The sequence below is a fragment of the Psychrobacter sp. SZ93C1 genome (assembly GCF_015864635.1).
Classification (GTDB): Bacteria; Pseudomonadota; Gammaproteobacteria; order Pseudomonadales; family Moraxellaceae; genus Psychrobacter; species Psychrobacter fozii.
The window spans coordinates 13,837-27,224 of sequence record NZ_JADYWY010000007.1 but is presented as its reverse complement, the minus strand read 5'-3'; the positions used below and the strand labels follow the sequence as shown (position 1 = coordinate 27,224).

The 13,388-nt window shown below is 43.4% G+C and carries 11 protein-coding genes; 4 read left to right on the top strand and 7 right to left on the bottom strand.

Annotated features, from left to right (window positions below; genetic code table 11):
- Window positions 1–25: 25 nt before the first annotated feature.
- On the top strand, window positions 26–1,576 hold the full coding sequence (gene murJ / locus I6E83_RS09800) for a murein biosynthesis integral membrane protein MurJ (protein WP_197101540.1): 1,551 nt from the start codon (window positions 26–28) through the stop codon (window positions 1,574–1,576).
- A 123-nt stretch (window positions 1,577–1,699) separates the two neighbouring features.
- Window positions 1,700–2,236 (top strand): hypothetical protein, encoded by a 537-nt coding sequence (locus tag I6E83_RS09795; protein WP_227680902.1) that lies wholly within the window; start codon window positions 1,700–1,702, stop codon window positions 2,234–2,236.
- A 55-nt stretch (window positions 2,237–2,291) separates the two neighbouring features.
- Here the strand turns inward: I6E83_RS09795 and I6E83_RS09790 are convergent, their stop codons facing one another.
- The gene (locus tag I6E83_RS09790; RefSeq protein ID WP_197101538.1) at window positions 2,292–2,891 is read right to left on the bottom strand and encodes a GNAT family N-acetyltransferase; all 600 of its coding nucleotides are present in this window, start codon (window positions 2,889–2,891) and stop codon (window positions 2,292–2,294) included.
- 366 nt (window positions 2,892–3,257) lie between these two features.
- On the opposite strand from I6E83_RS09790, the gene ribF reads away from it, so the two are divergent.
- A complete protein-coding gene (gene ribF / locus I6E83_RS09785; protein WP_197101536.1) occupies window positions 3,258–4,301 on the top strand; it encodes a riboflavin biosynthesis protein RibF in 1,044 nt (347 codons plus the stop codon).
- A gap of 90 nt (window positions 4,302–4,391) precedes the next feature.
- Here ribF and I6E83_RS09780 read toward each other — a convergent pair whose 3' ends face one another.
- The 4 genes from I6E83_RS09780 to I6E83_RS09765 all read right to left on the bottom strand — a co-directional run bounded on the left by I6E83_RS09780 (window position 4,392) and on the right by I6E83_RS09765 (window position 9,561).
- Window positions 4,392–4,631, bottom strand: coding sequence for a DUF2789 domain-containing protein (locus I6E83_RS09780; RefSeq protein ID WP_197101534.1), 240 nt, complete (start codon window positions 4,629–4,631; stop codon window positions 4,392–4,394).
- Window positions 4,632–4,952: 321 nt separating this feature from the next.
- Complete coding sequence (locus I6E83_RS09775) at window positions 4,953–5,942, bottom strand: malate dehydrogenase (protein ID WP_197101532.1); 990 nt, start codon at window positions 5,940–5,942, stop codon at window positions 4,953–4,955.
- A gap of 400 nt (window positions 5,943–6,342) precedes the next feature.
- Entirely contained in the window at window positions 6,343–6,984 is a 642-nt protein-coding gene (locus I6E83_RS09770) for a hypothetical protein (RefSeq protein ID WP_197101530.1), read from the bottom strand.
- 456 nt (window positions 6,985–7,440) lie between these two features.
- Entirely contained in the window at window positions 7,441–9,561 is a 2,121-nt protein-coding gene (locus I6E83_RS09765; protein ID WP_197101528.1) for a lytic transglycosylase domain-containing protein, read from the bottom strand.
- Window positions 9,562–9,908: 347 nt separating this feature from the next.
- Between I6E83_RS09765 and miaB the strand changes: the two genes are divergently transcribed.
- Window positions 9,909–11,402, top strand: coding sequence for a tRNA (N6-isopentenyl adenosine(37)-C2)-methylthiotransferase MiaB (miaB, locus tag I6E83_RS09760; RefSeq protein ID WP_110923315.1), 1,494 nt, complete (start codon window positions 9,909–9,911; stop codon window positions 11,400–11,402).
- A 101-nt stretch (window positions 11,403–11,503) separates the two neighbouring features.
- On the opposite strand, the gene I6E83_RS09755 is transcribed toward miaB, so the two are convergent.
- Window positions 11,504–11,740 carry a hypothetical protein gene (locus tag I6E83_RS09755; protein ID WP_227680901.1) on the bottom strand — a complete coding sequence of 79 codons (237 nt, stop codon included), beginning with the start codon at window positions 11,738–11,740 and terminating at the stop codon, window positions 11,504–11,506.
- A gap of 133 nt (window positions 11,741–11,873) precedes the next feature.
- Window positions 11,874–13,088 (bottom strand): RtcB family protein, encoded by a 1,215-nt coding sequence (locus I6E83_RS09750; RefSeq protein ID WP_197101526.1) that lies wholly within the window; start codon window positions 13,086–13,088, stop codon window positions 11,874–11,876.
- Window positions 13,089–13,388: the final 300 nt, after the last annotated feature.

Sequence of the window (13,388 nt, the reverse complement as noted above, 5' to 3'; positions counted from 1 at the left end):
ATACAACTTAGCAAGATAGGTTCTCATGGCAAAAAGTCGGTTATTTCGTTCAACCATGGTGGTCAGCAGTATGACCATGCTGTCTCGTATTTTAGGCCTAGTACGCGATGTCGTATTGTTAGGTGTTTTTGGCGCTGGTGGTCTGATGGATGCCTTTTTGGTCGCCTTTAAGATACCCAACTTTTTGCGACGTCTATTTGCAGAAGGCGCTTTTAGCCAAGCGTTCGTACCTGTTCTATCCGAATACAAAGAAAAGTACAGCCTACAGCAAGTACAGATTTTAGTCAGTCGCACTTCAGGTGCTCTGTTAATGGTTCTATCCATGCTGACAGTCGTGGTTATCTTAATCGCGCCTTGGGTCGTGACGTTGTTTGCACCCGGCTTTGCCGATCAACCCGATAAATTTGCCATCACTGCTGAATTACTACGCCTAACCTTTCCGTATTTGCTATTCATTTCCATGACGGCTTTTGCCAGTGGTATTTTGCAAAGCTACGGACGATTTGCTGCACCAGCGTTTGCACCAGTGTTATTAAACTTATGCATGATTGGTGGTGCACTGATTTTCGCACCAATGTTCGACACCCCTATTATGGCACTCGGTTATGCCGTCGCTATCGCAGGTTTGCTACAGTTTTTGCTACAGCTGCCACAGCTATGGCAACAAAAACTGCTGGTCGCGCCAAAGATTGACTTTCAGCATGAAGGCGTTCGCCGTATTTTAAAACTCATGCTCCCTGCCATTTTTGGTGTTTCTGTCACTCAGATTAATTTACTATTAAACACCATCTTTGCATCATTAATGATTGGTGGGTCGGTTTCTTGGTTGTATGCTGCAGAGCGTATGAGCGAGCTGCCACTAGGTCTGATTGGCGTGGCAATTGGTACAGTCATATTACCAAGTCTGTCAAAAAGTGAAGCGATGCAAGACGACGTTAGCTTCAAAAAGACGATTGACTGGGCGGCACGCTTAATCATATTAGTAGGTGTTCCGGCATCAGCAGCGCTATTTATACTTGCAGATGTATTAATGCAAGCATTGTTTTTGCGTGGTGAATTTACTTTGCGTGATGCACAAATGAGCTCGCTAGCATTGCGTAGTATGGCTGGTGGTATCTTAGGCTTTATGTTGATTAAGATATTTGCCCCTGCATTTTTTGCACGTCAAGACACTCGAACGCCTGTAAAAATCGGTATCATCTCCGTTATAGCCAATATGGTCTTTAGTGTTATTTTTATTGGTATTTTCTATTTCTTGGAGATTCCACTACACGGTGGCTTGGCATTAGCAACCACAGGTGCGGCATTTGTAAACGCAGGGCTATTGTATTATTTCTTACATAAGCGCGATATTTTCCGTTTTGGTAGCCACTGGAAAAAACTGTTTGCCCAGTTTGCCATTTCTACAACCGCGATGATTGCAGTGCTGTATTTCATGTTGCCCTATTTCCCTGCCGATGATGCTCAGTGGCGACGTATTACTGCTCTTATTATTATGTGTGCCGTGGGTGCTTTGGTTTATGGTGTGGTATTACTCGCTACAGGCTTCCGCCCCCGCCAACTAAAGCATGGCTAAACATACCAAACAAGGCCTTAACTTACGAAACCAAAACAAGCTTGGCCTGAGAACTGACAGTGTTCGATACGAATATTTGTCATAATAGCTTATGCATTAATAAATAAATTTTGAGGTCTTATAATGACTAAACAGCTGATAATTCCACGTTTGCCAATCTTATTTGCGACTGGTCTACTGAGTACTGGATTGCTTCTGAGTGGTTGCAGCAATGATGTCGATACAGAAGAAACGGTACACAAAGTAGAAGTGGCCGATTCCCATAGCGCAACTGATGATGGAAAGACATCTGACAGCGAAGAATTATCTGACAGTAATAAAGAGGCTACTCAGCAAAAAAGCCTAGTCACCAACCCTACCGAAGCTGGCACACCAGAAGATACGGTCAAGAAATCGTTGGATAGCCTGTACTACGGTGATGTGAAACAAGCCGCTGGATACTATAAAGTAGATATGGCAAACTTTGAAGAAGAGCTAGCAAAAACTCAGTCTGCCTTTCAGCAAACCGTTGAAGGTGTTACCATTACTGACACTCAGTATAACGATGACAAAACTCGTGCCACCATCACTGGTGAACTGATGCTAAAGGGACAGAGTGAGCCTGCACCCTTGACTTACGAACTACAAGAAATAGACGGTCAATGGAAAATCTTAGGCTAAAGCATCACACTATCAAGCATGATGCTATTTGATTCTCTGTTTTATCCAACTGACTTTAATCTTCTTTCACTGCTCTTCCAAGCATGACGACATCCGCCATAAAACCTTCCATATCACAAACTTTTGGCATATAACCCCATTGTTCAAAATCAAGCTTACGGAATAACCCTAGGCTTGGTTGGTTGTGCGCGAAGATAAGCGCGATGATGTTTTGAATCCCTAAGCTTGGTGCTTGAGTAAGCATCCAGCGTGTCAGCAAGCTACCCAGCCCTTTTCCTTGATGCCCTTCGTGCAAATAAATACTAATCTCGGTGCTGATATGGTATGCCATACGCGCATAAAGATCACTAAAACTGCCCCATGCCACTATCGGTGATGACTCTGCTTGCTCACCACTTTCGGTGGTTTCTGTCACTGATCGAACAACATAAATAGGTCGCGTGGCGCTATTTAAATGCTCATCAAACCACTCTGCACGCTCTTCACAGGTCACTGGGACAAGGTTGGCTGTTGCTTGCTTACCTGCAATGCTTTGATTATAAATCGCTAATATCTCTGGCAGGTCTCTCTCACTTGCGCGCTGTACGATAAAATCGTCATTGAGATTGTGTTGGGGTAAGATAGATGGCACAGCATTCAAGGCAACATCGGACATAGGAGCTCCATAGTTAGTTGGTTGTATGATTCGCAGGAATTTTTGAATATAGTCAATCTTTTATAAAAGAGCTACAGCGTTAACCTCGCTTGAAGTATCGCATATACATCTGCACTCGGTTGCCTTGACTCTCTTTTAAACTGAATCCACTATATAGCTGATTGCTAACGATAGTCGTCAAAGGAAGATAAGCGCAAGTGTTTCTTTAGAATAGAGGAACTGACAGCGCCCTACTTATATTATGAGTAGACTATAGGATGTTAGTATAGCCATTTTACTTTATAATGGCTGATTTTAGACACATCGATTTTTGGTATGGTGTGTTTTTCTTTTTTATCTGGTCTTATCTATCATAGCTGAAAATTTATGAACACCTATTTTCTTGAGCAACTGATTGCGTCGCCAAGTACACTGCCTGCCAATATTAGCCCTGTAGATTTAGCGCCTTGTGTGCTCACTATAGGCAATTTTGACGGCGTACATTTGGGGCATCAAGCGATGCTTACACAAGTCAGAGAAATTGCACAGGCGCAAAATCTTGGCTCTGCTGTCATGATATTTGAGCCACAGCCTCGTGAGTTTTTTGCGACAGCCACTGCGCCTGCACGCTTAACCAATCTCGCTGAAAAACAAGCCTTGCTAGCAGAGTATGGTGTTGAAACTTTGATTGTGGCGGGATTTGATACAGATTTCCGGTCGCTATCCGCACAAGCATTTGCAGATATTTTGGCACTGCGCTTGAACGTGCAAGCTTTAGTACTAGGCGATGACTTTAAATTTGGTCATGATCGTACTGGTGACAGTCAGTTTTTGCGTGATTATGGTTTGGATGTGACCAACTTACATACCGTCACTGACAGTAGTAATGACGCGGCACGTATCAGCTCTACTCGTGTGCGTGATATGCTGTTGGCTGGTGATATTGATGCCGCCAATACCTTACTAGGTCGTGACTATGCGATTACAGGACTGGTCGTCAGTGGTGATCAAATTGGCCGCACGATAGACTTTCCTACTGCCAATATTGATCTAAAACGCTTAAAGCCTGCGTTGCATGGCATCTTCGGTGTCGATGTGGTCAGTCTCGATGATAATGGTCAAATAATTCCTAATGGCCTAACTGTAAATGCGGTCAACGGACAAACTGGTATAGCAGGATTACGTGCTGATAGCTTGTTTGGTACAGCCAACGTTGGTACTAGACCTTCGGTAGACAAAGCGCATAATTGGCGTTTAGAAGTTCATTTCCCAGAGCTGCAAGCTGATTTATATGGCCTGACTCTACAGGTTCGATTTTTGCATTATCTGCATGGTGAACGACGTTATGATGGCTTAGAGGCATTAAAGACGGGCATTCATAACGATGTAAAAGAGTTGACTGACTGGCGAGCAAAACAACAACCTTGTTAGAACAGATATCTAACTCATAAAAAAACCCACAACATAAATGTTTGTGGGTTTTTTTATAAGCTTTCTTTCTTTACAAGCTTACTTTTATAGCTAGGCATCTGGGTGCATACGTACGTTTAAGTCATCAATGACTTCTACCCATTCCGCATCTTTTTCCCATTCTTCTTGCAAAAACATACGCTGATTTTCGGTCCAGACATTTGACTCTATTAGCTTCTCTTCTTTTGCCAATTTGTTTTTTTCAATAAAGCTATCGATTGCTTCATCTGAGCTATCAAGTCCTAGCTGCGCAAATAATTCATTTATATTATATTCAGGTTCATTCATCATATTTTTCTCCCTAGATAATGCAGGTTTAGCTGTGATTATTATTTATGCTTACCACTTTATTGTAGCAGGCTCTATTTTAATAGCTGTTAACCAACGTTTATCTAACGTTATCAATTGTATTAATGGCAATGGTCCAGTCTTGTATAAATCAGATACGATGTCAGGTTGTTTATTTTAGTGTCTTGCTTGCCTTATTTATATCTAATTTTTTTGAACCCATTACAACGATTGCTTATTTTTCCAAGACATAAAAAAGCCCTCATATTTCAGAGGGCTTTTTATGTGCTACTTTTAGTCTTACCACTTAAGCAAAATATCTGCTTATGGTAGTAAGTGTGCTACTGCATCACGCTCTTCGCTAAGCTCTTGCTCAGTCGCAGCCATTTTCTCTTTTGAGAAATCAGATGATACATCAACGCCGTCTACGATAGACCAGTCGCCGTTAGTACACGTGCATGGGAATGAGTAGATCAAACCTTCCGCGATACCGTATTCGCCGTTTGAATAAACGCCCATTGATACCCAATCGTTCTCATCAGTACCAAGTGCCCACGTGCGCATATGTGCAATGGCAGCATTGGCAGCAGAAGCGGCAGATGAAGCACCGCGAGCTTTAATAATTGCTGCGCCGCGTTGTTGTACTTCTGGGATATAAGTGCCTTCGTACCAAGTACGATCAACTAGATCTAGCGCTGGCTTACCGTTTACAGTACAAGCCGTTAGATCTGGATACTGAGTTGATGAGTGGTTACCCCAGATGATCATTTTTTTCACGTCATTTACAGTGCTGTCAGTTTTGCCAGCCAACTGAGCCATGGCACGGTTGTGATCCAAACGAGTCATTGCTGTGAAGTTACGTGGATCAAGATCTGGTGCATTGCGTTGAGCGATAAGCGCGTTGGTGTTCGCAGGGTTACCGACTACCAATACTTTTACATCACGGCTAGCGACTTCGTTCAATGCTTTACCTTGTGCTGAGAAGATCGCAGCGTTGGCTTCTAGCAAATCTTTACGTTCCATACCTGGGCCACGAGGACGTGAACCGACTAGCAAAGCATAGTCAACATCTTTGAACGCAACGGTCGCATCATCAGTTTGAACGATACCGGCCAATAATGGGAATGCACAGTCTTCTAACTCCATGACCACACCCTTTAGGGCGTCAAGTGCTGGGGCGATTTCAAGCAATTGCAAAATAACTGGCTGATCTTTACCTAGCATTTCACCAGATGCAATACGAAATAGCATAGCATAGCTGATATTACCAGCGGCACCAGTGACGGCAACACGTAAAGGCTGTTTCATTGACATTGAATACTCCCTAATTAATTATTAGATAATTCATGATTCTAATTGATGACTCTAATGAATGATTATCATTTTAGATATCGACTTGTTTGCTGCATAGCAGCAGCCATAAACCGAGGGTTAGTGTAGCACTTCGTTCGGCGAATCGTCTAGAGACAATAAGAGGCCTACGACCTATTATATTGTTACATTTTATACGAGAGAGGCTTTAAGCAAGTAAAACGCTTATGAATCAAGCGCTAAGGCAGATTAAAAAGGAGCTGATGATCACGTGGATTAGCACTATATCGCTTGATATAACGCTTATAATAAAAGGATAACGCTATAAGTTATGACTAAAAACTGTCAAAGAGGGTATCAAAAAGGATGCTAAACGATGACTTTCAAATAGCATTGAGGAAAGTTACTCACCGCCTGAAATGATAAAGCGACTACCACAACTGTCCACAACATTAGGACAACTACCAAACTCAGAACCTTCATAACAAACATGAATATCCGTCAATATAGACTGCTTCCGACTGCCCGCTTGGCAAATTAGGTCGACACTAGCTGATGACATACCTTTATTAAGGCGAGTCATCTGACTGATAAATCGTGACTTAGAAACCGTATAGCTATTACCCGTATTTAGCTCCTTCGGCAATTTCAATGCGCCAGCGTAATTGGTAATCTGGCGAAAGTAACTACTGGCACTAAATGGACTACAGGCACCATAACGTTGCCATGTTTGGCTGCGTACTGTGGTATCAGGCATGATACGGTTAACGACTTTCAGCTGAAGCGGTGTCAATCGTGGCTCACTACCACGACCGCAGCGCTCACCGTATCCCATGTCTAAACCCGATACGGTCAACGAATACCCTTCTAGACATTGACGCATACGGGCACGCGTTGGCTGCATACTACATAAAGCAGGTGTCATTTCGATCATCAACACACGTTGGCCACTCCTCGCGGTACTGGCAGCATGTGCTGGCATTAGAAAAATACCTTGCAATATTAGTAGTGCACCAATCCCCACCGTGGTATTTATTTTACTCATAAAACGCTTGTTGATTAGGCTTGCGTGACATTTATTCAAAATTTTGATTGGTTTGATCGCTGAATGAACATTCGAATGACTCGGAGTCGCCGTCAGGTTAGATAGCGAGTGCACCTGCATAGATGACTGACGTCTAACTTTCGATAACATACATAGAGTAAAGTATTTTTTGATCATAAGGGCTGGAGGCATCTAGCAGTGATAAAATATAGGCTATCGCTTAGATTATGGCGTTTGACATACAAACACTCATACCACTAAACATAGAGCTAAAAAATATGAACGGCGATTTGTAAACATCAATTAAAGACAATCATTAATGCAATGGTAACAAATCGTTTTTTTTAATCTATAGCAGAAACGTAAACATGAGATTAGGACGACTAAAATCAATGTATAAAAATAAGCCACTAACGATTGCTCATCAATGGCTTATTTGAATCGTAAATGAGTGCTCTAAAAAGAAGAAGGAACGGTACCCATGCGCTGGCTAATAGGCTGACTACGACCCAATAAGCTGCTATAGATAGTGGCGTTCTCCATTACGTGCTTGACGTAATTGCGCGTTTCAGGAAATGCGATAGACTCAACATATTGATCTGCTGCAAGTGAGCCATACACTGGCTGCCAGCGTTTGGCATTGTTAGGTCCAGCGTTGTAACCTGCTGTAGCGACGACTGGCTGACGGTTCAACTTGCTCAAGATATCACCCATATACCACGTACCATAACGAATATTGGTATCACCACTATTAGCACGGCTAGCACTATAGGTTTCACCTAGATTACGAGCGATATATTTTGCCGTATCAGGCATGACCTGCATCAGTCCACTTGCCCCAACGTTTGAGCGGGCAGAAGTCACAAAGCGACTTTCTTGACGCATAATGCCATAAGCCCACTCTGGGTCGATGCCAGCAGATTGGCTGTAGCGAACAACGGCATCTTGGTGCGGCATTGGATGAGACAGTGCCAGGCTATCAACTCTATCTGTATTATCAACCGCGTAAATCGCACGATCGAGCCAGCCCATGTCATGTGCTTGACGGGCAGCAGCAATGATTAGATTGTCATCACGCTTGTCACGCGCCTGCTTCACCGCCCAGTTCCACTCACGGTTGGCATAACCACGGCTAGCATCAGAGTTATATAAGGCAAAAGCACGAGCAAAGTTACCATCTTGCATGACACGTGCGCGATCTGAGGTACTCACGTTGGGTAAATTACTACCACCGAACTGGCTAGCATCGAAGCGCTGACCAATTTTATCTTTTGCCATTAAGCCATAATACTCATTACTTTTTGCGATGTTCTTATACATCTTTTTGGCAGTGTTACGCTTGCTTGAATCGCTCGATTGCTCATATGCGCGTGCTAGCCAATATTGCCACTGGCTGCTCTTTTGAGTTTCGCTCTCCATTCTAGAGATAGCTTCAACCACATCATCCCATTGGCTAAAGCGAATGGCTGCCATGGCATAATCTTCGGCTTCTTCAAAATTAAAGTCGTTATCTAAGCTGTTACGGAACCATTCAACGGCCTCAGCATTAAAACCATCATCAGTATTGTGGTTCATACGCTGTACCCCGAGGATACGATAAGCATAGCGACGGGTATCATCATTCAACAACTTCACTGAACGCTGGTTGTCTTGTTTGATATCAAAATCTAACTGTAGCGCAGCCTCACGATAAGACTTGTCAGCGACACGGCCTAACGCATACAGGTAGAGATATTGATTGGTCTGACTGGCAGACTGTCTACCAAAACTGGTAAAGAATGAAGACGGACTCAGCTGAATCTCACTCAATGCTGAATAAGCAATAGGTGTGCCTAGGCGTGATGACAACGCCATGATATCACCTGTCTTACCTTTACGTAGCATACGCTTAAGACGAGCGGTACGATCTTGATCACTAATCAATGCGTTATTATTCATCTCCATCGCTAACTGATCACACAATGCTGGCTGCTTTTGCGTATTCAGCCAGACATCAGATTTCGCTGCCATAGCACGCATAGTGTCGCCACCATTATTAAAGCCAAGCGCAACAGCACAGCGCTCACTGGCATCAGCATTGGTAATTAAATTCGCGACTTGACGTACTGATGCATAATCGTTTGATCCTGCTTTTGTCTCAGCAAAATCCGCAACCAATTTCTCAGCCATCACAGTGTCAGGATACTGACGCACGAACTGTGACACCGCAGCCGCACTTTGTGAATTAAGATCCAGATTCATTCGCCAATACGTTGGATACATCGCAAACAAACCACCACTCATCGCTTGCTCATAACCATAAAGGGCGCTGACATCACCTCGGTCCGCGGCGCTTGCTGCTGACATAAATGAGTCAATACCACTGTCTTGCTGATAGTTATTCTCTTGCTGGTAGCTATCGATATCACCCCATGTCAGCTCTGCACAAGCAACTTGCGATAGCCCTAACGCACTCGCTGCCGTCGCCAAACTCAGCGCACTCACCCGCAGCCTGCCTGCTCTAGATCGCTCAGAACTACGCTTTTGACTGGCCAACTCTCTATCCTTGATGCTATGAGCAACGCGCAACTCTGTCATATTGACTCTCTTTATTATGTCTCTACAAATAATTAAACAGCGATTTATAATGTACCGCTAAGGTGGTTTTATTCATCATACTATACTCGTTGCACTTTCAACCATAGCCTTTACCTTTTGTTAATAAATAGGACAGTACGGTGTAACATAGAAATGATGTCGAGTCGTAGTTTTTATCAAAAGCGCTGCTAACTCTAGTAAACAATTGATACCGTTATGAATAATTTATGATAATGACCAACGATCACCCGCGCTAATTTTTCACATTGATAGAGGGTTGTGATAAAATACGCCACCTGTTAATCGTCTACCCCGCTATATTTTTAGTCAATCATGGACTTATCCTTATGAGTGTTACTGTATTCAATCCCCGCATCAAAGACGCTGCTGTTACTGAAGCAACTGCTGCCGCGCCTGCTGTCACTGCACTCAATGAAGCAAGTTCAGCCCAATCTCCTGTAAACAAAACAGCTACCAAAAAAGTCTTTGTCACCACTCAAGGCTGCCAGATGAATGTCTATGACTCTGGCAAAATGCTCGACGTGCTCGGTGACTCCCACGGTATGGAAGTCACGCATGATATCGACGAAGCCGATGTACTGCTAATGAATACCTGCTCTATCCGCGAAAAAGCGCAAGAGAAAGTCTTTTCAGAATTGGGTCGCTGGCGCAAACTAAAAGAAAAACGCCCTGACCTCGTCATTGGCGTCGGTGGTTGCGTGGCCTCACAAGAAGGCGATAACATTCAAAAACGTGCGCCTTACGTCGACATGGTTTTTGGCCCGCAAACCTTACATCGTCTACCAGAGCTATATGATCAATCACATGAACAGCGCGAAATCGCACCTAAAAACCGTATCGGCACAGTTGACGTATCCTTTCCAAGTATTGAAAAATTCGACTTTTTACCTGAACCAAGAGTAGAAGGCTTTAAAGCGTTTGTCTCTATTATGGAAGGTTGTTCAAAATATTGCTCGTTTTGCGTGGTGCCTTATACCCGCGGTGAAGAACTATCACGTCCACTCGATGACGTATTGGCTGAAATTGATAGCTTAGCAGCGCAAGGCGTGCGTGAAATCAACCTCTTGGGCCAAAACGTCAACGGCTATCGCGGTGAAAAAGATGATGGCAGCATTTGCCGTTTCGCTGAGCTATTGCATTATGTCTCGCATGTCGATGGTGTCGAGCGTATTCGCTATACGACCAGCCATCCGCTAGAGTTCACTGATGACATCATTGATGCGTATGCACAATTGCCAGAGCTGGTATCACACTTACATCTACCGGTTCAAAGTGGCTCAAACGCTATCTTGGCAGCGATGAAGCGCAACCATACGATTGATGTGTATATCAATCAGATTAATAAGCTAAAAGCCATTCGTCCTGATATTCATTTGTCGAGCGACTTTATCATTGGATTCCCTGGTGAGACCGATCAAGACTTCCAAGATACGTTGAACTTGGCAAAGGAATTAAACTTCGATCACTCTTACAGCTTTATTTACTCTAAGCGCCCAGGCACGCCAGCCGCTGAGTTACCAGATGATGTAAGTTTTAAAACTAAAAAAGAACGCTTGGCTGAATTCCAAAAAGTCATCATTGATTCGACACTTGCGAAAACACATGAGATGGTCGGTACCACGACTCGTGTCTTAGTTGAACAAGTTGCCAATCGTCATCCTGACTGTTTAATCGGTACTGCGGATAATACCCGTACCGTCATGTTCCCTCATGATGTCGAAAAAATGGATGAGATGTTGGGTAAACTCGTGAGTGTACGTATTACTGATTTCGTCAGCCCGCATATGGTAAAAGGTGAGCTGATCGAAGTATTGGCATAGTGGTTAAGGTAACAATGGTTAAGTTACAAGCTTGAGCAAAAATAAAAAAGCCGTTCACTATCATAGCGAACGGCTTTTTTGTGCGTGAATGTTAACTACCACTATTCTGATAACCAATCTGTCTTCCGTAACTGTTGCTTGGTCTCGCGGCGACGTTTTTTGCGGACGATATCTATATCTTCTTTTTCGTGAATACCACCCTTTCTTAACAGTGGATCAAGCGCCAAATAATTACGTGGTTTGACAGTGCCTAGCGATTGTTGCGCACCTGTTTCAGCCTGCTGCTCTAACTGCCGTTCAATTTGTTTGGCCTTTTTTAAAGTTTGTTTTAAGCTCATATTGTTACCTGTTCTTTAATTCTTCTGAGATACCAATGCCGAAAATCATCTTAGTGAAGAAATCGAGCGCAAATAGTACACTTAGTACATTTAGCTCGATTGACACCGTCGTGACTCGCTATGGTTTTACTCATTAGCCTTTAATACACATGACCTGTTTCAGCGTATGCACCACCTCAACCAAATCTGTTTGATTGGCCATCACTTCATCGATGTCTTTGTACGCTCCGGGTATTTCATCGATGACACCTTTATCTTTGCGACACTCGACGCCATCCGTCTGCGCTTTTAGCTCATCGATAGTGAACGCTCGCATGGCTTTACCTCGGCTCATCTGTCGCCCTGCACCATGTGAACATGAGCAAAACGATTCAGCCTCGCCCAGACCACGTACGATAAAGGACTTTGCGCCCATAGAACCTGGGATAATCCCAAGCTCACCTGCATAAGCACTGATTGCACCTTTACGGGTCACATAGACTTGCTCGCCAAAATGCACCTCTTCATTGACATAGTTATGATGACAATTGATGGCTTCTTTGGTCAGCTGAAATCGTGGTAATCCCGCTTGGGGCGACTGCAATGACTTTATGACTAAACGCATCATCTCACGGCGGTTCTCTAACGCGTAGTCCTGCGCCCAGCCCACTGCTTCGACATAGTCAGCAAAACTATCAGACCCTTCGGCAAAGTAAGACAAATCTCGATCTGGCACATGACCAAAGCGCGATTGACGTTCTTTTTTGGCAAGGTTAATAAAGTACTGGCCGATACAATTACCGATGCCGCGACTGCCAGAATGCAGCATGACCCAGACATCCTTGTTTTCATCCAAGCACAGCTCAATGAAATGATTGCCACCGCCCAATGTCCCCAACTGTTTCGCCCACGTACGCTCAAAACCTTTAAGCATTTTGAGTAAACCTGGATGCTTATCAGTAATCGGTTTGAGGCGTTTGCCCAACGGATCAAGCGTTGAGTTCTTAGCTTGGATTTGCTTGTGCATGTTAAAGCCGACTGGCACTTGCTGCTCAACGATCGATCGCAATGACTTCAAACTGTCAGGCAAATCACTCGCTGTCAGAGACAAACGTACCGCATTCATACCGCAGCCAATGTCCACACCGACTGCCGCAGGAATAATGGCAGACTTGGTCGGAATCACACTGCCAACTGTTGCGCCTTTGCCAACGTGCACATCGGGCATCACCGCAATGTGTGAGTGTACAAACTCTAGCTGAGCTAAATTGCGTAGTTGCTGCATCGCACCTTGCTCAACATCTGAGGTGTAAATCTTGACGGATACGCCGTGTTTGCGGTTTTCATTTAATATTAATTGAATGCTCATGATTTATTATTTCCGTTTTATTATTTTTATAACCATACATATTCTTTAATTTACTAATTTTTAGACATTACTTATCCGTCTCCATTAAACGATACGTTTAACAAGAATACAGATTAATAAATCATAAAATAAAGACAATAAAATACCGTATTTTTATTAATTAAAAAATCAATAAAAATGCATGGTTAATTTATGATGGACGTTTTAAAGAAAGCTTTTACCATACCAAAATTGAGAGCATAAATATTATGCACGCAGAAAGGCATACGCTAAACAATAGCGTGAATCGCCTCATTAGCA

Bases quoted from the DNA above. Each gene is read 5' to 3' on its own strand.
- I6E83_RS09790 (WP_197101538.1), bottom strand. From the start codon at position 2,891: ATGTCCGATGTTGCCTTGAATGCTGTGCCATCTATCTTACCCCAACAC.
- I6E83_RS09750 (WP_197101526.1), bottom strand. From the start codon at position 13,088: ATGAGCATTCAATTAATATTAAATGAAAACCGCAAACACGGCGTATCC.
- I6E83_RS09770 (WP_197101530.1), bottom strand. From the start codon at position 6,984: ATGAGTAAAATAAATACCACGGTGGGGATTGGTGCACTACTAATATTG.
- I6E83_RS09755 (WP_227680901.1), bottom strand. From the start codon at position 11,740: ATGAGCTTAAAACAAACTTTAAAAAAGGCCAAACAAATTGAACGGCAG.
- I6E83_RS09795 (WP_227680902.1), top strand. From the start codon at position 1,700: ATGACTAAACAGCTGATAATTCCACGTTTGCCAATCTTATTTGCGACT.
- I6E83_RS09765 (WP_197101528.1), bottom strand. From the start codon at position 9,561: ATGACAGAGTTGCGCGTTGCTCATAGCATCAAGGATAGAGAGTTGGCC.
- I6E83_RS09775 (WP_197101532.1), bottom strand. From the start codon at position 5,942: ATGTCAATGAAACAGCCTTTACGTGTTGCCGTCACTGGTGCCGCTGGT.
- I6E83_RS09780 (WP_197101534.1), bottom strand. From the start codon at position 4,631: ATGATGAATGAACCTGAATATAATATAAATGAATTATTTGCGCAGCTA.
- murJ (WP_197101540.1), top strand. From the start codon at position 26: ATGGCAAAAAGTCGGTTATTTCGTTCAACCATGGTGGTCAGCAGTATG.
- ribF (WP_197101536.1), top strand. From the start codon at position 3,258: ATGAACACCTATTTTCTTGAGCAACTGATTGCGTCGCCAAGTACACTG.
- miaB (WP_110923315.1), top strand. From the start codon at position 9,909: ATGAGTGTTACTGTATTCAATCCCCGCATCAAAGACGCTGCTGTTACT.